The sequence below is a fragment of the Blastococcus sp. VKM Ac-2987 genome (genome assembly GCF_026967805.1).
GTDB lineage: Bacteria > Actinomycetota > Actinomycetes > Mycobacteriales > Geodermatophilaceae > Blastococcus.
In genome coordinates, this window is the sequence record NZ_JAPVBG010000001.1 from 1,597,784 (window position 1) to 1,617,267 (window position 19,484).

The following is a 19,484-nucleotide window of genomic DNA, read 5'->3' on the forward strand; positions in this document are numbered from 1 at the left end:
CTGCTGAACGAGACCCACCGGGCCGCGGACCGCTCGCCACGAATGCCTCGCTGGACGCCGGTCACGCAGTGGCGACCACCGATGCGCCCACCGCGCGATCGTGCCGGCGTTGGGCGCGGAGAAGAGCCCACCACGCGAGGGCGACGAAGAGGAACTCCGCCGCCAGCGTGGCCACGGCGCCACCCCACCACGAGAAGCGTGGGATGAGGGTCAGGTTGAGCACCGCCGCGGCCACCGCCGCGACGGAGATGGCGTACATCCGGTACCCGTGCGCCCCGAGTCCCAGGAGACCGTTGAAGCTGAATGCTCCGAGGCCGCGCAGGAGGACCAGGACCGCGAGCACCTGCACCATGGGCACCGAGCCCCGGTAGTCCTCCCCGAGCACCGCCGGGAGCAGGGGAGCGGCGGCGATGGCCACGGCCGAGGCGAGGATTCCGTAGCTAGCACCCAGCACGGTGTACGCCCGCGACCGCCGGGTGTGCTCCCCCGTGGCGTCGGGATCGTGGACGAGGAAGCGGCGGTGGGACGCCGTCACCAGCGCCTTGATGGGTGCGGCGACGACCTGAACCGCCCGGTAGGCGGCCGCGTACAGCCCGGCCGTGACGGGATCGGCCAATCGGACCATCAACACCTTGTCAGCGTCCTCATGGACGGAGAACGCGAGGAGCGAGGTCGCAGCGGACATCCCGTCGCACACCTCCTGCGTCGTGGGCTTGCGCGGGCGCAGGGGAACGCCATCCCGCACGCGGAGCTGCCCGAGCACGACGGCGGCCACGAGCAGACCGAGCACGCAGAAGGCAGCCGCGACCTGACCGAGCGACATGCTGCCGAGCGCCGCCAGACCGACGACGGCTCCCGTCCGTCCTAGGAGCAGGAGCACCCGGGGGATCACGGACTCGCGGTAAGCGTCCAGCGCCTGGCGGTATGCGGCCGACAGGACGACCGCTCCCATGCCCAACAGTTCGGCCACCGCCAGGAGACCGAAGACGGCCGCGTCGAGGCCTGGGAAGAGGATCCCGCTGAGCAGCAAGCCCGTCAGCAGGGCGGCGCAGGTCGTGGCAAGTGCCAATCCCAGGGCGCGGCCGAACACCTCACCGGGCGGGCGGCGATCACGCACGATCCCCTGCATCAGCAGCTGGGCCACCGCCCCGTAGGAGACCATGCCGAGCGCGGCGATCAGCGCTTGTGCACCGACGAAGTAACCATATGCACCCGGCCCCAGCCGAGTGCTGATGACGAACATGACGACCAGTCCCGACACCATGGTCACGAGCTCGACCACAGCCGCCCAGCCGGTGTCCCCGGCCAACCGTTTCGCGCTGCGGCGCCACAACGCGCGGAGCGAGCCGCCGTACCCGGGGTTCACCGCTGCTCCGCCCGACCGGCACCGGAGCCGACTGCGACCGGCCCCGCCGACGATGCACCGGCGACAGCCGGCGACCTGCGAGCCGTACGGAGCGGCGATCGCCCGTCAGGAACAGCCGGAGGCGTCAGGAATCCGCCGAGCAGCGCGAGCAGCAGCAGGCCCTCGCCGGTGAAAGGGGAACTCTCGGTGAAGGCGGTGATCAGCAGCACGGCGAGCAGGCCCAGCGGCCAGGCCGCCTCCGCATACGGGCGGTGGCCGAGCGCTCGGAGGACCAGGGAGACGACGAGCACGAGGAACAGTCCGAGCCCGACGAACCCGACCTGCAGCGGCAGGTCGAGGTAGCCGTTGTGCGCATAGAAGGCTTCGAACCGGGACTCCCGCCAGATCTCCAGGGTCACCGGGGAAGCCCGGTCCCACACACCGCCGAAGCCGTAGCCCTCGATGGGGCGCTCGCCGATCTGCCGGATCACCGCGGTCCATATCTCCCGGCGGCCGGTCAGAGAGCTGTCCCGCCCGAGCAGTTCGAGCCCGAGCCCCGGGCGGGCGACGATGCAGAGGACGGCGATGAGCAGCGCGGCCGCCGCCATGACATCCGTTCTCAGCCGTCGACGGTCGTCCGGACGCTCCCCTCGCAAGGCATGCCACCCGATAACGCAGCCGGCCGCGGCCGTGGCGCCCAGCGCACTGGCCGACTGACTGCCGACGACGACGATCGCGCACAGGGCAAGCCACAGCCTTCTCCGCCATCCGGCCGACGTGTCGCAGTAGAGGGTCACGAAGGCGACCGCGCAGAAGAACCCGAGACCGTTCTTGTGCGGGAAGAGACCGTGCCAGCCGGGGGCTCCGTCAGCGCCGGGCGTGGTCGACCAGTCCGGGAGCACGACCAGCACCACCACGGATGCCAGGAGGACGCCCCGGACAGCCAGCGCGAGCACGTGTCGCGCGGCCGGCAAGCCGAGAACCTGGCCGACCACCCACCCGACCGTCAGCAGCGCGAAGACGTCCACGCACCGGCGCACGGAGTTCGCCTGGTCCGACGTCCACAGCACCGACAGCAGACACCAGCCGCCGAACAGGAGCATCGGCAGGGGCAACCGCAGGCGGCCACGCCGCTCCGCCGGCAGGCACAGGATCGTCACCAGGGCTGCGAGCGGGAGCAGCCGGAGCGTCCACCGCATCGCGGCGACGTCGGACCACTGGGAGACGAGGAACGACACCGTCAGGAGGGGCGCAGCCCCCGTTTCGGCAACCCTTCTCCCTGGTCCGACCCGGAGGAACGGCCCCGCGGTCACGGACGGGTGGCGACCACGTGGACGTCGGCCTTGGTCTCCCTCTCCAGGATCCCGAGGCCGAGTCGCAGGTCCGTCTCGGATTGCTCCGGCAGCGGCACCGCGAGAACGACATGGTCGGCGGCGCGAAGGACTGAACGCGCCGTCGGTGACACGACGATCGACGAGACGTCCACGACCACTACGTCGAACGCAGTCACATCGTCGGGCTGGCTGCCCAGCACGTCGCCCGCCGGCAGCGCGCGCGGATCGCCGTGCCGGCTCACCACGAGCCCCGCGGTGGCTCCGTCGGACCAGCGCCACCCAGGTGCATCGGCGGGTCCCGGGACGAGCTCGCGCCCCGGTGAGTCGGGGCCACCGGTCAGGACCGATCGCGCACCGGCGGCCTCGTCGAGGGTCACGGCCAGGACCCGTCGGCCCGTCGCGGCCTGCCACGAAGCCAGAGCCGACCAGACGGTCGAGGTTCCGGCCTCCGGGGCAGCGCTGCACACCGCGATGACGGCCGGCGTGGCGGAGCCACCCCCCGGCTCGACGAGTGCGGCCAACCGGCGAACGGGTTCATCGACCCGTCGGAGCAGCGCTTCCGGGGTCCGGAGATCAGCCGCACTGACGCGGGGGAACTCGGCCACGACCGGGACGCCGGTCATGGACTCGACTTGCGTGCGGCTCACCACGAGCGGCCGCCGGGATCCCCGCACCACCCCGACGACCACGCCGAGCACCCCACCGGCGACCGCTCCCCCGGCGACCGCCTGCAGTCGCGAGAGGAGACGCGCGGGAGATGCGCTCCGCGCCTCGTCCACAACCCGCGTCGCATCGCGCAGCACGCCGCTTCCCGAGAGCTCCGTGAGATCCGATGTCACCGCGGCAAGCTGGACACCCAGGGCGCTCGCCAGCGCTCCGGACAGCCCCGGGTCGGCAAGGCGGCCCTCCAGATCCCGAGCCTGCGCGTCCAGCTGTCGTCGTCGCTCCGCCAGCGCGGCCTGGGCCGACTCTTCCCGTCTCACCACGTACGTCGAAGCGACGGCGTTCGCGATGTCGCGCGCCTCATCGGCGGAGTCGGCGCGGGCCACGACCTGCACGACGTCGGTTCCGGTGACGTGCGAGAGGTCCAGCGCATCACGGACGTCCGACGCCTGTACCGAGGAAGACAGCTTGCCCGCTGCCTCTTCGGCGATCGCGTAGCTCGTGAGCAGTTCCATCTCGCTGGTCACATACCGCTCGGGGTCACCGCTGAACGGCTGCTGACCAGGCACGAGAATGGCGGTGCTGTCCATCACGAGCACCGCCGAGGCCTGCCAGCCGGACGGCAGGACGAGATGCCAGCCGGCAGCGCCGAGAACGGCTCCTAGGAATGTCATCACAGCGACCAGGACCAGAGACCGTCGAATTGCATGGTACAGGAGTCGCAATTCCACGAAAGGCCTCTCGTCGGTCAGGGTTCGCGTTACCGATCAATGCGTGCGGAGCAATGTGATGGTAGGCATGACGCGCACTCGACCGGCACATCTCGCATTCGTGTGCCACCCCTGCGAGCGAGTCGCCGGCTACCCGTCCCCCCGGCCGTCCCGGGTGGGACCTCGCTGCCGCGCGACCCGGCGTGGGGGAGGACGCAGTCGGCTCTCCAGCGGAACCTCGACGGCCACGTGCAGCAGCCACGCGGCCGCCACCGACCCCACCAGCGCTGTCACCGTAGCCAGGAGGAGTGGCGCTCCCACCAGCTCCTGGCCCACGCCGAGCCGCTCGATCCCCCCGAACACGACGCGCAGGACCAGCGTGTGCGCGAGGTAGAAGGCGTACGACCACACGCCCAATCTGACGAGGGCCGGAAGACGGAGGAACGATGGCCGCCCTTCGATGTCCGCCTGCGCCGCGGCCCACACCAGGACGGCGAACGGGAGGATGGTGACGGCGACGTCCCGGAAAGCCGCCGGCACGTGGTTCGCCAGGAGGAACGCAGACAGGGCGAACGTCGCGGCCGCCCAGAGCGGCGGGGACCGACGAACCCCGTGGACGGCGATCCGCCCGACGAGCATGCCGATCAAGAATTCGAGCAAGCGCGCAACCGGGAAGACCGTGACCAGCCAGTGCGAGGTCGGGCCGCCGCCCGCTGCGACAGCGAGTGCGGCATTGGCCTGCACCAGCACGATGAGGGCGGCCACGCCGGCCATCGCCGATCGGACCGTCCACGCACGCACCGCCCGGTGTAGCAGCGGGAACATCAGGTAGAAGAATGCCTCGCAGGACAGGGTCCAGAAGACGGCGTTCGTCGCCCAGTAGACGGCCTCGTCGGGCGCCCAGGACTGGGTCAACGTCAGCGGGACCAGGTCGACCAGCGACGGCCGCCGGTGATCGAGCAGCATCAACGCGACGGAGAGCAGCCAGGTGACGGCGTAGGCGGGGTAGATGCGCGCGAACCGGCGGCGGTAGAACTCGGCAGCCGTGTCGTCACCCCTGGCGGTCCAGGTCATGACGAAACCGCTGACCAGGAAGAAGAAGGAGACGCCGGTCGTGCCGGCGGTGAAGACGCTCGCCGCCCAGCCGTGCTGGCCGAAGCTCAGCGAGTGGAGCGCGAAGACGGCGAATGCCGCGACGAACCGCAGGCCGGTGAGGGAGTCCAACCGCGGTCGGCTCGTGGTGGGTACCGGGGCGGGCAGGCGCGCCCGCGCCGCCCGTTCCGTCGGGGAGGGCGCGCGGGAGGTCATGCCGGCGCAGCCACGGGCAGCACCGGAAGAGGCGCATCGGCGGACCCCGGGAGCCCGCCCGCTTTCGGGATGATCCCGACATCGGCGAGGCGCTCGTCCAGCTCTGCGTACGCACGGCCGGGAGCGAACAGCTCGGCGGCGTCCGCCGCCGCGTGCTCCAGCTCGCGCCTTGCCCCCGGGTCGCGCAGCAGGCGCACGACCCCGTCGGCGAATGCGGTCGCCTCGTCGGCCAGGAGATACGGCCGAGGATCCAGCGCGCCGAGCCCCTGGGCGCCCACCGCCGTGGTGACCGTTGCCAGACCGTGGCAGATGGACTCCACGACCTTGACCTTCAGCCCGCTCCCCGAGCGCAGCGGTGCGATGGCGACGCTCGCGGCGGCGTACTCCGGCGCAAGATCCGGAAGCTCACCGCGGAGGATGACCTGGTCGGGCACCTTCCCCAGGCGTGCACACACCGTGCCGACGACATGAAGCTCGCTTCCCGGGTTGCGACGGGCCACCGTGGGCCAGCACTCTTCGAGGAACCAGTTGATGGCCTCCACGTTGTGCAGGGACCCGCTCCCCACGAACAGGCACCGTCCGGGGACGACTCCGTCACGCGGAGCGGGTTCGACCTGCAGGGCAACGGGCGTGACGACGACGTGCGCCCGGGGAGCCATGCTCCGGAGAGTCCGGGCATCGTCCCACTGGATGGCGGTGATCGTGTCGAAGGACTGCAGCCAGGTGGCCTCCGTGCTCGCCGAGAAGTCGGCGGGCCGGATCGCGTGACCGGCAGCGCGAAAACTCTCCGCCCTCTCCGAGACCACGTCATGCGCGATGAGCCCCTGCGTCGTCACCGACGCGGGCCGGACGGGGGGTGACGGCACAGTGAAGATCGTGTTGTAGAAGACGGCCTGGGGCTGCAGCTCCTCCAGGGTCTGCGCCACCCACCGCGACGTCGCCGCGGTCGGCCACGCACCGAGGACGTGGGCCACGCCCGCGCGAGCCCGCAGGCGGGTACGCAGTCGATCGACCGGCGCCTGGAGAACGCGCGGGGACCGCCGGAACAGCCACCAGGCCAGCTGGGTGGCGATGGCGACCGGGCTGGACACGAATTGCACCCCGCCGATCGTCCGGAGCGCCGGCGAGTAGTAGACCTCCCCTGGTGGGGACTTCCGGACCAGGAAGCCGGTGCGTGAGCCCGTCACGACCACGGCGACTCGAAACCCCAGCGAGCGATAGCGCGAGACGAACGCCGCCAGGTGCCGCGCGTGACCGGCGTGCTGGTACTCGGGTCCTTCGGCAGCGACGACGGCGATGGTGGCCGGCGACGAAGCCGGGTCGGTCTCCCCGTGCACGTACAGGTCGATCGTCCTGCCCAGGAGCCCGCCGACCATGCCGAGTCCACGGGCAGCACGCATGAGCCCCAGGGCGAGCGCGGACCTCTGACCGCACACCGCGCTGCGAACGGCAGCGAGCCCTCCGCTCGCCAACCAGAAGGCGGCCTTCAGCAATCGTCGCGCCGGCTTCCCCCACCTCTGGTGGCCCGAGGCTCGGTCCAGCAGTCCCAGCGTGGTGCCTTTCCGGTACTCGCGGCGCAGGAGGTACCGAAGCGACAACCTGTCCCGGGGCACCCATTCATGAGCGATCGCCTGCGGCGCGTAGTAGATCCGCGCCCCTCCCTCTCGGGCCTGGCGGAAGAACAGCTGGTCCTCGCCGCCGGAGATGCCCAGCCGCTCGTCGAACCGCAGGCCGAGCCGACCGATGAGTTCCGTCGCCAGGGCGAAGTTCCCGCTCCACGCGTCGGTCACCCAGCCCTCTTCCCACCCGTCGGGCACGGAGTGGAACACGGGCCTGGAGATCCACGCCGGGGCGTCCGAGGGGTACCGCGCCAGCACCGGCCCGACGACGATGTCGGCACCGGCACGGCCGAGCGCGCCGACCAGAGCGGCGAGCCAGTCGTCGGCGGGGATCTCGTCGTCGTCGAGGCAGGCCATCACGGGCGCCCGGTGAGCGGCGGCGTCCAGCAGGGCGTTGCGCCCGCTGGCGATGTTGCCGGCCCCATGGGGCACGTACTGCACCGGGAACGAGACCTTCGCGGCGTACCGCCGCACCACAACTTCCGCCTCGCGGTCCGGGGAGTTGTCCACGACGACGACCGCGAGCCGCCGCCCTTCTGGCTCGGTAGCCAATTGACCGGTGAGTCGCTCGAGCAACTGCCCGAGCTGCTCCGGCCTCCGATGCGTGACGATGCCGACGACGACGTCCGCCGCATCGGAACGATGGTCAGTCAACTGCGGTCACCCCCAGAGCCGTCACGACAGCCTCACGGGCAACCGCGTAGGACTCCTGGGCCGCAGCACGGCGGTCCCTGGCGGCCGGAACGACAGGGCGGGGGCCGGCGTCGGTCACCAGTTCCTTCTTCACGAGCTCGACCTGCGACGACTCTGGGGCCCGGTCGACGACGGCTCCCGGGGAGCAGGCGCGCAGCATCACGCCCAACGGGACGGCCCCACGAACCAGCAGGAACCGGCGCATCTGCTGCCGGCGACGCACGGCGGCCACTGCGTCGACGGTGTAACGACGCCACAACCGACGCGGCTCACGGACCACGCGGACCAACCAGTTGATCTTCAGTCGGTAAGCGAACCGGGGGTAGTAGCGCATGTTCGACACCTGGTCGAGCCAGCCACCGCAGGTGAGCAGAACCCGGTCACGGAGCCCGTGCGCGCGCAGCGCCAGGAGGTACGCGTCCTGCAAGGGGGCGCCCAGCCCCACGACGACGACGTCGGCATCAGCCTCACGGATGGCGGCGGCCATGGCCTCCGGTGGACTGAGCTCCTCGTAGCCATCTCGGCTCAGCACCACCTCGACGTTCGGTGACGCGGCCCGTATGGCTTGTTCCGCGGCCGCCAGGCTTGCTCGAGTCGATCCGATCAACGCGACACGACAGTTCGCACCCGCCCGCTCGAAGAGCAAGGGGAGCACGAGGTCGGCGCTGGTGCGAGGCGCAGAGGGCGCAACCAGGGAGCGCAACAATATGCCGTCGAGGCACACGTGCGTGAACTGCTCCACGTCGACCTCGAGGTCGATAGAACGACCGATCGACCAGTGGTTGTACCAGGTGACAGCTGCACCGTCACGCGAGTGGATACGATTCGCAAGATTCTGCGCGAGTTTCGTCGACCAATCCATTTCACCACTTCGCCGCTCAGTACGCGAGCTCGTCACACGTCCTCCATTGCGCTGGGCCGGCTGACGGAAAGAATGCTCACAACGGCCTTCGGAACTGTAGGTGCCGCAACCCAGGAGAATGTGCTGTTCCGCCGGGAGGACCCCCGAAAGGATGGTTTGGCCCGATCGCCTATGAGTTGGGTCACTTTCCGCGCCCAATGCTGGTCCGCTACCGTCCGGGCCCCGCCCACGCGTCCTACGAGTCGTGCACCTTGTGCCGGCACAGCGGTGTACACGGCGGTCGTGAAGATTGCAGCGGTCGTGCCGGCTGACCGGCGCTCCGGCGCTCCGGCGCTCCGGCGCTCCGGCGCTCCGGCGCTCCGGCCCACTGCTGCGCACGAGTCCGATGCGCGCCACCGGAAACGCCATGTGCCCTTCCTCGCTGGGCACTCCGACGCGGGCCGACCAGGCAGACTGAACTCGGGGCCACGTTGTGGATCCCCGTCGATCCCGCCGTCCCGTCTGGAGGAGCGCCATGCCGCCCGCGCCCTCCCGTGGGCCAGCGCTCTGATGCCTCGGCGGCATGAACTATCCGCGGACCGTCGGCGTCCGCTGCTGCTCTTCGCGCTCGGGCTCGTCCTCGTGCTGGTCTGCGCCGCCCTGGTCATCCGTGCGGTGGGGGGCGGGGACGGCGGCCCGGCATCGGGGCGGGCGATCGGCGCGTCGGCCCCGGGCACGGAGACCGATCAGGCCCCCTCCCCGCCTCCCCTCCCCCTGGCCGGCCGCACCGTCGTCCTCGATCCCGGGCACAACCGGGACAACGCCCAGCACCTAGCGGAGATCGGCCGCCCTGTCGACGCCGGCGGCTTCGAGAAGGCCTGCAACACCACGGGCACGGCCACCGCGGACGGCCTGCCGGAGGCCACCATCAACTGGAAGCTGGCCCTGGCACTCCAGGACCGGCTGGAGGCTCTCGGCGCCACCGTGCCGCTCACCCGGGACGCGGACGCCGGCTGGGGTCCCTGCATCGACGAGCGCGGGCGGGCGGGCAACGGCGTGGGCGCCGACCTGCTCCTCTCCCTGCACGCCGACGGCGCCGCCGCCGGCGCGCACGGCTTCCACGTGATCCAGCCCGGGCTGCTCCCGGGGTGGACCGACGACATCCAGGCCGACAGCGCCCGCGCCGCGCTCGCGGTGCGGGACGAACTGGTCGCCGCCGGGCTCTCCCCCGCCACCTACCTCGGGCGCGACGGCATCGACGAGCGCACCGACCTCGGCACGCTCAACCACTCCGACGTGCCGGCGGTGATGCTCGAGGCCGGCAACCTCGGCAACCCCGCAGACGCCGCACTGCTCACCGCCCCGGCAGGCCGCGGGATCGTGGCCGACGCCCTCGCCGAGGCCGTCGTCGCGTTCGTGACGGAATGACCCCCGGCCCTCAGTGACCCGTCTGAACCATCGCGATCACGACCTGACCCGGGCCGGAATCCTCTCCCGCACGGCGTCCGCCACCAGGTCCGCGGCCACTGCCGTCAGGTGGGTCTCGTCGGTGCGCAGCAGCACCGAGCCGACGAACGCGGGGCAGCGGTCGTCCGCGCAGAACAGGTCCCGGGTGTCCACATAGGTGACGTCCGCACCGGCCCCCTGCAGCTCCTCGACCGCGGCCCGCTCGGCCTCGGACTTGTCCACGTAGCCGCGGGTCATCGGCCGGACGCAGTCCTCCGGGCTGCCCAGCCGGCCGCCGCACGCACGGGGGTCGGCGCCCAGCGGCGGGTTGCTCAGCACCACCACCGAGCCGACGAACGGCTCCACCGCCTCGAGGGTCGACTCGAGGCCGCGCTGCCACTCGTCGAGCACGGCCTCGCCCTCGCTCCCGCTGACGAGGTCGCCCAGATACCCCTGCCCCGCCGACACGACCAGCACCTCGGGCGAAGTCTCCTGGATGAACTGCAGGGTGCGCTCGCGGGCGGCCGCGCACTCTTCGGGGAAGCCAGGCGCCTCGATCTCCGGCGCCACGGCGACGTCGATGAACGGGCAGTTGGCGTAGCCGAGCGCGAGCACCTGCCAGTCGTCGCCCTCGAACGTCGCGTTGACCGTGGGTGCCCAGCTCATAGCCACCGAGTCGCCGACCAGTAGCGCCGTCTTGGTGGCGCCTTCCGGCCCCTCCTGGCAGACCAGCGGCTCGTCCGAGGCGCCCACGATGTTCCGGCACCCCGGCGCAGCCATGCCCATCGCCACCGCCTGCTGCTCGGGCCCCAGCTCGTCGAAGGAGGGCGTGAGGTCGGCCGGCCAGGAGTCGGCGGCCAGCGCGTCCTCCACCTGCTCCGCGAGCTCGTCCGCAGCCAACCGCTCCTGGGTGGCGGAGATCGCCGGGTCCGCACCGGAGGTCTCAACCCCCCGCAGCCACGCCGGCCCCCAGAACTGGGCGATGCCCACCACGAGCAGCACCCCGGCCAGGGTGACGGGGAGCAGGATGCCCCCGCGGCGGCGCCGCTCCCACGGTGAGGTGGGCACGGAGCGGATGGCCAGGACCGGCTGCTCGATCCACCGGTACGTGGCGGCGGACAGGAGCACCGTGAGCACCGCGAGGGCCAGCTGCACGGGCAACGAGCTCCCGAGGGCGACCACCCCGAACACCACCACCGGGAAGTGCCACAGGTAGATCGAGTACGACCACTGGCCGAGCCGCTGCGCCACCGGATTGGTGAGCAGGGCGGTGGCCGTCGACGGGGGCGGGTCGGCCAGCAGCACCAGGGCCGCTCCGATCACCGGCGCCAGCACCCACGGGAAGGGGAACGGCGACGACGGCGAGATGACGACGGCGGAGACGAGGATGACCACCAGCCCGCCGAGGCTCAGCCCAGCGCGGAACCGGTCGGCGATGGCCACCCGACCGGCGACGACGGCGACGAGCGCTCCGGCCAGCAGCTCCGACGCTCGCGCGAGTGTGTCGAAGTAGGCCGCCGTGGGAGCGGTGCTCGTCCGGTACGCCGCCCACGCCAGCGAGACGGCGATCCCCACGCTGATGAACCACACCAGCCGCCGCGGACGGCGGCCGAGGTCGAACAGCTGGAAGCCGAAGAGCAGGAGGAGCGGCCAGAGCGCGTAGAACTGCTCCTCGATCGACAGCGACCAGTAGTGCTGCACCGGCGACACCGGCCCCTGCGCCTGCAGGTAGTCGGTCCCGACGGCCACCAGGTGCCAGTTCTCGACGAACAACGCCGCGGCCAGCGCATCGAGCGCGGTCTGGTTCGCCCGTGGCAGGAAGAAGAGGACATACCCGACGGCCACGGTCGCGACCAGCACCACCATGGCTGCGGGCAGGATCCGCTTGGCGCGCCGGACGTAGAAGTCGCGGAAGGAGACGGTCCCCGTCGAGCCGAGCTCGCGGAGGAGCAGCAGGGTGATCAGGTATCCGGAGATGACGAAGAAGACGTCGACCCCGATGAAGCCGCCGTGGGGCCAGCCGAACACGTGATCGCCGACGACCAGAGCCACCGCCACGGCGCGCAGTCCCTGGATGTCGCCGCGGAAGCGCAGCGGGCGACCGGGAGGCCGCGGCGTGGTCCGGCTCGCCGCCTGATCTGCCGAGGTCATGGCACGACGGTACTGGGACCGATGAGTACCTCTGGTCCACGCGACACCATCGGGCTACGCAGGGCGGTCAGGCCTCCGGCCTTCAGGGTCGCGAAGGGCGCCGTCCGCCCGTTCCTGGCGGGCCGGCCGCCGGTCAGTACCCGGCGAACCGGACGTCGCTGATCGCGGTGAAGTTCCGGATCGCCGCGTCGTTGCCGGTGCCGCCGATCTCCAGCACCACCTGCCGGGTGGTCACACCGCCGGGGAGCTCGAGCCCCGCAGCCGTCGCGGTGGGCGAGCCGATCGGCTGGCGCACCAACTGCCCGTCGTCGAACCGCCACACGGCCTCGGTGACCGTGCGGTTCTCCAGGAAGCGGTCCGTCCCGTCGGCCGGGTCCACCTTCGCGTAGCCGGGCACGAGCGCGACCGACGTCAGGGTCACGGGGGCGCCGAAGTCGTAGACCAGCTGCTGGCCCACGGCCGAGCCCGCGCACCGCCACGCCGTCGCCCCGACGCCGTCGAGGGTCAGCGCGGGTTCGTAGGTGACCGTGTTGCCGCTCGCGTCGACGCTCGGCGGCGCCTGGCACGTGGCCCGCACCGACACCGGCTGCAGCGGCGCGGAGGCCTCCGTGCCGGCCGCGGTGTCGGTGCCGCCCTCGGTGGCGGCACCCCCGTCCTGCGCCACGGGGTCACCGGCGCCCGAGCCGTCGGACGAGGTCGGGAACAGACCGGCGACGAAGAAGCCGCCAGCGACCACCACGACGAGCGCCACGGCGGTGGCGACGAGGAGCCCGACCGGCCACTCGCGCCGCCGGGGCCCCACCAGCGGCGCGCCCGGCGGCGGGCCGGCCCCCGGCTGCGGCCCCTGCGCGGGCAGCTCGCGGGTCGGCCGCGGGAGCGGGGGTCGCGGGAGCTGCTGCCGGGTCGGCGGTGGGGGCGGGGGCGGCGGAACCGCGGGGGCCGGTGCGTCCTCCGCCAGCCACGCCTGCGGGCCGACGCTGTACACCGGCGTGACCGGCGGCGCCGGGGCCGGCCAGGGCGGCGGGGCACCGAGCGGCGGCGGGGGCGCAGCGGGAGGGCTCGGGTCCGGTGCACCCGGCGGCTGCTCGCCGCCGAGGTCCCGGGGGTCGTCGTCGGCCGGGTTCCGCGGTCCGGTCCCGCCCATGCGTCGTCACCCCCCTCCGGTGGCCGGCGGCGCAGCGATCCGCGCGCCGGCGCGGCCCGGCCACGATAAGCGTTCGGACCCGCCGAGCCGGCCGACCCGCGCCGAGGCGTCCCGGCCGGCGAGCGGCCACCCGCGCCGCGACCTGCGCGGACGACGCGACTCTAGGATCGCCGTCAGCCCTTCCCGGCGCGCCCGGCCCGGGCGCGTCCGGGTGACCACGACTGCCGAAAGGGGACCGGTGCCCTCTCGCGTCCGCCGGACGACGACGCTGGCCCTCGCCGGCGTCGTGTCGGTGGTCGTCGCGACAGGCGCCGTCATCGCCGTGCGTTCGACCGACACCCCCGTGGAGCCCCTCCCCCGCGCCGTCGTCGCCGCGTACTGGCGGGCCGACAGCTCACCGCCGCTGCCCACGGCCAGCGACCGGTTGAACGTCTTCTTCCTCGCCTTCGCCACCAGCGCGCAGCCCAGCACCGGGCGGCTGGAGTTCGACCCGGACCAGGGCAGCGGCGTCACCGTCGAGCAGCTGCGCGCCGACATCGCGGCCGTCCAGGCCCGCGGCGCCGCCGTCCTGCTCTCCATCGGCGGGGCGGTCGACGGCGGGATCCGGATGCGCACCGACGAGCAGGTGGACGAGGTGGTCGCCGATGTCGAGGAGATCTGCGACGCCTACGGCTGCGACGGCATCGACTGGGACCTGGAGCAGGGTGGGTCGGGCACCGACCTGCGGTCCCTCGTCAGCGCCAGCGCCCGGCTCAAGGCCGGCCGCGGGGCCGACTTCGCCGTCACCGTCTCCGCCGAGCCCGGCCTGCGCCTGTACGAGGACTTCGCCCTGGCCGAGGGCGAGGCCACGGTGGACGGCCGCACCTGGCGCGGCCGGGTCTGCGACCTCTACGGGCCGCAGTTCTACGACTTCGCGCAGACCGCGGCGGAGCGCCGTGCGGACATCGTGGCCACGGCGCAGCGGATGGTCGACCGCGGCCTCCCGCCGTCCCGGTTCGCCATCGGGACCACCTACGCCGGGTCCGCCCTCGGCGATCCGGGGCAGATGCCCGTCGAGGAGTACCTCGCCGCCTACCGCGCGCTCGCCGAGGCGGGCACCCGCGTGCGGGGCGCCTACGTGTGGGACATGACGATCGAGAGCGCTGCGGGCTACCCGTTCGCCGAGGCGTTCGGCGCCGAGCTCGGCACCTGAGCCGGCGCGGGGAAGTCGAGCACCCGCCCGGTCGCGTCGGGCCGCACCTCGGTGGTGGTGCAGAGCCGGCGCTCGTTCATGGCGTCGACGATCCGCTGCAGGGCCTCGATCGAGTTGAGCGTCGCCTGCCCCAGCCCGTCGTGCATGGTGATGATCGAGCCGTCGCGCATCGGTCCGACGACGTTGGCCGCGATCTCCTCGGCGGAGATGCCCTCGGTGTCGTGCGAGTCGACGAGGTTGTCGCGGGCGTCGCGGCCGAAGGACATGACCAGCTGCAGCCCCAGCGTCTGCGCGACGTCGTCCACCTGCCGGTTCACCGCCCCGTACGGCGGCCGGTACAACTCCGGCACCGGGGCGCCGTTGGCCACGAGCAGCTCGTTGGTCCGCCGCAGCTCCTCGCGGATCTGCGCCGCCCCCCAGGGCACCACCTGGTCACCCGAAGGCAGCTCCCCGGTGGTGAGGTCCACGTGCGACTGGGTGTGGTTGCCCAGGACATGGCCCTCGGCGACGGCGCGCCGGACGAGCTCCCCGCGGCCCTCGATGTTGTGCCCGCTCCAGAAGAAGACGGCGCTGAGGCCGAAGGCGTCGAGCCGGTCGAGCAGCTCCGCGCTGTGCTGCCGGGGCCCGTCGTCGAAGCTGAGGACGACGTACCCGCCGGAGCAGTCGCTGTCGAGCGGACGGAGGTCCGGCGCACCGGCCGACGCCGGGCCCGTCGACGCCGCCGAGGTCGTCGCCACGTCGGACGCCACCCGGTAGCCGGCGACACCCAGCCCGAGCACGACCGCCAGCGCGACCAGCAGCGGTCGTCGCCACGACCGGCGCGTCACCGGGACGCCGGCCGGTACACCAGCCACATGTCGGCGTCGGCGACACCCGAGGCCGGGATCGTCGCCACGAGCTCGTAGTCGGTGTAGTTGTCGTGCAGCGCCTGCAGCACGACGCCCTCCATCGCGTCCTCCGCCGGCGAGCCGGTGCTGGCCGAGTGCAGGACGATCGCCTCGTAGTGCAGGTCCTCCACGGCCACCCGGACGGCGTCCTCACCGCGGGCGTAGAGCCCGTAGGTGTCCGCCCACTGCACGGCGGGCCGGTCGTTCGTGTAGAACTCCAGCGCCTCCGCGGCGGTGCCGCTGGCCAGGTACGCCCCCGGCGCCGGGTCGTCGAGGATCTCGGCGACGACCGGCCGGACGTCCGGCCAGGCCGCGTAGACCGCCCCCGACCGGGAGACGCCGAAGAGCACCAGCACCGGCAGGAGCAGCAGCACCGGCCCCAGCCGCCACGTCCCCCGCGACATCCGGGTCAGCGCGAGGCCGGCCAGGGGCGCCAGGAACAGCACGGAGTAGGCCAGGTTCCGGTCGAAGGCCACCGCCGAGCCGGTCCACAGCTGCGCGGCCGGGAACAGGGCGCTCCCGGCGATCAGCACCGCGGCCAGCAGCGCGTTCGGCCGGCCGGCGCGGGCCAGGCCCACCGCACCGGCTCCGGCGAGCGCGACCAGGATGCCGATGTCGAGCACGAGCCAGCCGACCAGGCCCGACCACGGGTGCGGGCTCAGCGGCGCGTTCCCGAAGAGGTCGGTCCAGCCCCGGGCGGCCGGTCCTGCTCCCAGCAGGTGCAGCGCGCCGGCCAGGAGCACCGCCGTGCCACCGACGACGGCCGTGCGGCGGAGCGCGCCCGTCCCGCCGGGCGCGCCCGCCCGGCGGTGCGCACCGGTCCGCCGGGCCGTGCCGCCGCCGATCATGGCGGCCCCGGCCGCGAGGACGAGCGGGGCCAGCAGGGCGGTGGAGTACTCGAGGACCGGCACCAGCGCGAGCAGGGCGCCCGCTCCCAGCGCGGACACGGCACCCCGGCGCGCCACGATGGCCCAGAGCGCGGCGGCGAGGCCGGCCAGCGCCACCGCGTCCGCCGTGCCGAGCCCCGCGGCGAACACCACGGGTGCGCTCAGCGCGAAGGCGGCCGCGGCGAGGACACCGGTCCGGTGCGGAAAGCGCGCCGCCACCGCGCCGCACAGCAGCACCATCGCGGTGATCACGGAGGCCAGCCCGAACGCGCGGACGAGGAAGAGCCCACCGACGCTGTCGAGCGCAGCGGCCAGCACCGGGTACAGGAACGGCGCGCCGGGCAGCGCGCCGTCGGGGATCCCCGCCGGGGCCTGCGTGACCCACTGGGCGATCTGCTCCCGGCCGGTGTTGACGGCGAGGGCCTCGTCGGCCGAGGCCCCGTTGCGCAGCCGCAGCGCCAGCCCCGCGAGCACGACGGCCAGCAGGGTCATCGGGAGCCCGGCGATCCACCGGCGGGCACGCGGGGAGACCAGCCGGTCGGGCAGGCTCAGCAGGAGTGCGTCGTGCCAGTGCGGCGCCCGGTAGGCGCCCGTCGGCGCGGCGGTGGTGGCGGTCATCGCCGGCCCTGCTCGCGGGACGGCAGGGTGTCGTCCCGGTCGTTCTTCGGCAGGATGCGGCGCACCGCGAGGGTGAGCATCAGGACCGTGACCGCCGTCAGGACGGCGGTGGCGCCCATGAACCCGTCGTGGCTGACCTGCTCGAGCAGGGCGGGGAACTCGGCGTCCATCAGGTGATCCACTCGGGCTCGGCGCCGTGCAGCGCGCGGGACAGGGCCTGCCAGTTCACGACCGCCTGGGCGAAGTCGTAGACGATCATCGGGAGCAGCGATGCCGCGTAGAGGCGGCCCCGCCGGCCCGCCTTCCAGGACGCCAGCACCTGGTCGAGGACGAAGACCGGGATGATCACCAGCCAGACGAGGTGCAGCGAGGGCTCCTCGAGGGCCAGCGCGTAGGACCAGGCCGCGATCATCAGCAGCGGCACGAGGCTGCGGAAGTACGTCCAGGCCTGCACCAGCCACGCCTTGCGCGTGTGCTCGACGAACCCGTACGCCATGAGCGTCTCGAGCGTGCCCCGCTGCCAGCGCAGTCGCTGGGTCCGCCACTCCGACCAGGTGGGCATGATGTCGGTGACCACCTGGCAGTCCGGCGCGCACCTGGGGTCGTACCCGAGCCGCTGCAGGGCGACGGTCAGCTCGTAGTCCTCGGTGAGCGACGCCTCGTGGTAGACCTGCCCCGGCACGCCGGGCAGCACGGCGGAGCCGCGGGCGGCGCCCACGGCCCGGAGCGCCTCGGCGGTGAACATGGTCGCCGCGCCGGAGAGCACGTGGATCCGGCCCGCACGGCGGTGCACCGTCCGCAGGCCCTGGGCGTACTCGATCTTCTGCAGCAGCCCGATCCGGGACGGGTGGTCGGCGGCCTGGTAGGAGCCGCTGATGCCCCCACGCTGCCCGTAGGCCTCGAAGTAGCGCATGCCGCGCTCGATGAAATCGGGGCTCAGCCGGCTGTCGGCGTCCATCGACAGGACGACGTCGTCCGGCTCGAGCGCCGCGAGCACCAGCGCCAGCCCCTGGTTCAGCGCGCCCGCCTTCTTGGCGGTGTTGCCGCGCGTCTCCAGCACGTCGACGCCCAGCGCACGGGCGATCTCCACCGTGCCGTCGGTGCAGTTGTCGGCGGCGACGAGGATGCGCTGGGGCGGCCGCGTCTGCCGGCGGAGGCTCGCGATCGTCTGCGCGATGCCGACTTCCTCGTTGTGCGCCGGGATGACGGCCGTGACCCGGGGCTGCTGCCGCTCGACCTGACTGCCGGGCGCCGGGGCGGTGCCCGGGACCGGCACGGAGGGCGCCAGCACGACGGCGTTGGACTCGAAGCGGTACTGCCGGGGGAGCTTCGGGGCGAGCGTTGCACCCGGCTCGGCGGAACGGCCGCGTCCGTGCGCGGGGCGCGCGCCGGCGCTCTCGATTCCTGCATTCCCCAACGGATTTTCCCCCCGAATACCGTGGGGTACCGATCGTGCTCCGGCTCCACGGTCCTGACGTACAAGCACATTCCTGCGCATCGCGGTGACGACGGGCAGCGCCGATAACGTATGTCGGGACGGGATGCCGGTGAAGCCTTTCCCGATACGATCTTTAAGCGCTCAACTGATCACGCTGCGTACTGGTTGACTCTCGGTCACGGCGTCGTGACGTGCACTTTTGCCAGGCGCGCAGAGTCCACGACGCCGCGGAGGTGACTCTCAGTTTCGACCCTGGACCGAGGGGGAATGCCAATCTGCGCGACCCGGCCGGGTCATTCGGTCGCCATTCCTGCGCGCGCACATTCGCCGGCCCCGGCGGAGGCCGGTCCGAGGTGCTCGACGCAGCGTCGTGACGCCGTCCTCTCGGCGGAAAAGCGCTGGTGAGCGCCTCGGCGACGGCAACGGTCCACCCCCACGGGGACCGAGGACCACCCGATCCCCGCCGGCACGCGGAACGGCGAGCCGCTGCAGGCGCAGGACGAATTCGGGACGGCGCCGCTTGCGCGGGCGTCGACAATTCAGTTGCGCGCCGCCGGTCGGGCCGCAGTGTGCGCGGGCCCGCCGCCCGCGTCGTCGACCGGCGCCCCCCGGCTCGCTGTCCGGGGGTGGGTCGAGATATCGCAGACGGTGCGCGACCCGCCGTCGCGACACACCGACGTGACGGAAGTCATACCGGCGGAGCGGTCCTGCCCGCACTGGTTCGGCAGCCGGCGGACCGCCGACCGACCGGCGCTACGCCGCCCTGGGCAGCAGCCGCAGGCGCGCCAGGAAACCGGTGGCCCTCGTCAGCAGCTCGTCCGACGACCGGGCGCCGGTACCGCCGTCGGCTGCGGCGACGACCGCGTCCGGGACGCCGCGGTCGGGCACCGCCACCGGCGCGGCCTCGGGGTCCGTCGGCACCGCAGGGGAGTTGAGCGGCGCCCCGGGCAGCAGGCGGTGGACGTCGGCCGGCCCGTAGGCCGACGCGGGCGCAGCGTGGCGGCCGTACCCCACGACCTCCAGACCGCGGAGGACGACGGTGACGCTCACCGGCTCGGTCACCTGCGGCGGGTCGGCCCGACGGCCGGTGATCCGCGGCGGCAGCCCGTCATGACCACGCGATCGCTCCATACCTGCGTCATCGGCAGTCCCGGGCTCGTCCGTGACCGTGCGCCCCCGATCGGCACCGTCGGCCCTGGCTCCCCCCT

15 protein-coding genes are annotated in these 19,484 nt (G+C 72.8%); 2 read left to right on the forward strand and 13 right to left on the reverse strand.

Annotated elements, in window-relative coordinates; genetic code table 11:
• Positions 1 to 61 precede the first annotated feature (61 nt).
• The 6 genes from O2W17_RS07940 to O2W17_RS07965 all read right to left on the reverse strand — a co-directional run bounded on the left by O2W17_RS07940 (position 62) and on the right by O2W17_RS07965 (position 8,570).
• Positions 62 to 1,366: a lipopolysaccharide biosynthesis protein gene (locus O2W17_RS07940; RefSeq protein ID WP_269191856.1), complete on the reverse strand. Its 1,305-nt coding sequence runs from the start codon at positions 1,364 to 1,366 to the stop codon at positions 62 to 64.
• Positions 1,363 to 2,583, reverse strand: a complete 1,221-nt coding sequence (locus tag O2W17_RS07945) for an O-antigen ligase family protein (protein ID WP_269191857.1) — start codon at positions 2,581 to 2,583, stop codon at positions 1,363 to 1,365. Before O2W17_RS07945 ends, O2W17_RS07940 begins: the two co-directional genes overlap by 4 nt.
• A gap of 71 nt (positions 2,584 to 2,654) precedes the next feature.
• A complete protein-coding gene (locus O2W17_RS07950) occupies positions 2,655 to 4,073 on the reverse strand; it encodes a hypothetical protein (RefSeq protein WP_269191858.1) in 1,419 nt (472 codons plus the stop codon).
• Between the two features lie 129 nt (positions 4,074 to 4,202).
• Positions 4,203 to 5,276 carry an acyltransferase family protein gene (locus O2W17_RS07955; protein ID WP_269191859.1) on the reverse strand — a complete coding sequence of 358 codons (1,074 nt, stop codon included), beginning with the start codon at positions 5,274 to 5,276 and terminating at the stop codon, positions 4,203 to 4,205.
• 80 nt (positions 5,277 to 5,356) lie between these two features.
• Positions 5,357 to 7,633, reverse strand: coding sequence for a glycosyltransferase (locus O2W17_RS07960; protein WP_269191860.1), 2,277 nt, complete (start codon positions 7,631 to 7,633; stop codon positions 5,357 to 5,359).
• Positions 7,626 to 8,570: a WecB/TagA/CpsF family glycosyltransferase gene (locus O2W17_RS07965; protein WP_269191861.1), complete on the reverse strand. Its 945-nt coding sequence runs from the start codon at positions 8,568 to 8,570 to the stop codon at positions 7,626 to 7,628. Before O2W17_RS07965 ends, O2W17_RS07960 begins: the two co-directional genes overlap by 8 nt.
• A 513-nt stretch (positions 8,571 to 9,083) precedes the next feature.
• On the opposite strand from O2W17_RS07965, the gene O2W17_RS07970 reads away from it, so the two are divergent.
• Positions 9,084 to 9,941 (forward strand): N-acetylmuramoyl-L-alanine amidase, encoded by an 858-nt coding sequence (locus O2W17_RS07970; RefSeq protein WP_269191862.1) that lies wholly within the window; start codon positions 9,084 to 9,086, stop codon positions 9,939 to 9,941.
• Between the two features lie 36 nt (positions 9,942 to 9,977).
• Here O2W17_RS07970 and O2W17_RS07975 read toward each other — a convergent pair whose 3' ends face one another.
• On the reverse strand, positions 9,978 to 12,110 hold the full coding sequence (locus O2W17_RS07975; RefSeq protein ID WP_269191863.1) for an acyltransferase family protein: 2,133 nt from the start codon (positions 12,108 to 12,110) through the stop codon (positions 9,978 to 9,980).
• 133 nt (positions 12,111 to 12,243) lie between these two features.
• Complete coding sequence (locus O2W17_RS07980) at positions 12,244 to 13,254, reverse strand: discoidin domain-containing protein (RefSeq protein ID WP_269191864.1); 1,011 nt, start codon at positions 13,252 to 13,254, stop codon at positions 12,244 to 12,246.
• A 238-nt stretch (positions 13,255 to 13,492) separates the two neighbouring features.
• On the opposite strand from O2W17_RS07980, the gene O2W17_RS07985 reads away from it, so the two are divergent.
• Positions 13,493 to 14,446 (forward strand): glycosyl hydrolase family 18 protein, encoded by a 954-nt coding sequence (locus O2W17_RS07985; RefSeq protein WP_269191865.1) that lies wholly within the window; start codon positions 13,493 to 13,495, stop codon positions 14,444 to 14,446.
• Here the strand turns inward: O2W17_RS07985 and O2W17_RS07990 are convergent.
• From O2W17_RS07990 to O2W17_RS08010, 5 genes are all read right to left on the reverse strand, one after another.
• Positions 14,404 to 15,273 carry a polysaccharide deacetylase family protein gene (locus O2W17_RS07990; protein WP_269191866.1) on the reverse strand — a complete coding sequence of 290 codons (870 nt, stop codon included), beginning with the start codon at positions 15,271 to 15,273 and terminating at the stop codon, positions 14,404 to 14,406. The genes O2W17_RS07985 and O2W17_RS07990 overlap by 43 nt on opposite strands.
• Positions 15,270 to 16,838, reverse strand: a complete 1,569-nt coding sequence (locus O2W17_RS07995) for a hypothetical protein (protein ID WP_269191867.1) — start codon at positions 16,836 to 16,838, stop codon at positions 15,270 to 15,272. The genes O2W17_RS07990 and O2W17_RS07995 overlap by 4 nt, the downstream gene beginning before the upstream one ends.
• Positions 16,835 to 17,008, reverse strand: coding sequence for a hypothetical protein (locus tag O2W17_RS08000; protein ID WP_269191868.1), 174 nt, complete (start codon positions 17,006 to 17,008; stop codon positions 16,835 to 16,837). Before O2W17_RS08000 ends, O2W17_RS07995 begins: the two co-directional genes overlap by 4 nt.
• Entirely contained in the window at positions 17,008 to 18,255 is a 1,248-nt protein-coding gene (locus O2W17_RS08005) for a glycosyltransferase (protein ID WP_269191869.1), read from the reverse strand. Before O2W17_RS08005 ends, O2W17_RS08000 begins: the two co-directional genes overlap by 1 nt.
• A 774-nt stretch (positions 18,256 to 19,029) precedes the next feature.
• A complete protein-coding gene (locus tag O2W17_RS08010) occupies positions 19,030 to 19,407 on the reverse strand; it encodes a hypothetical protein (RefSeq protein WP_269191870.1) in 378 nt (125 codons plus the stop codon).
• Positions 19,408 to 19,484 lie beyond the last annotated feature (77 nt).

What these genes read in the sequence shown, in the direction of transcription:
- O2W17_RS07980 (WP_269191864.1), bottom strand. Translation starts at nt 13,254, where the DNA reads ATGGGCGGGACCGGACCGCGGAACCCGGCCGACGACGACCCCCGGGAC.
- O2W17_RS08010 (WP_269191870.1), bottom strand. Translation starts at nt 19,407, where the DNA reads ATGGAGCGATCGCGTGGTCATGACGGGCTGCCGCCGCGGATCACCGGC.
- O2W17_RS08000 (WP_269191868.1), bottom strand. Translation starts at nt 17,008, where the DNA reads ATGGACGCCGAGTTCCCCGCCCTGCTCGAGCAGGTCAGCCACGACGGG.
- O2W17_RS07975 (WP_269191863.1), bottom strand. Translation starts at nt 12,110, where the DNA reads ATGACCTCGGCAGATCAGGCGGCGAGCCGGACCACGCCGCGGCCTCCC.
- O2W17_RS07995 (WP_269191867.1), bottom strand. Translation starts at nt 16,838, where the DNA reads ATGACCGCCACCACCGCCGCGCCGACGGGCGCCTACCGGGCGCCGCAC.
- O2W17_RS07970 (WP_269191862.1), top strand. Translation starts at nt 9,084, where the DNA reads ATGCCTCGGCGGCATGAACTATCCGCGGACCGTCGGCGTCCGCTGCTG.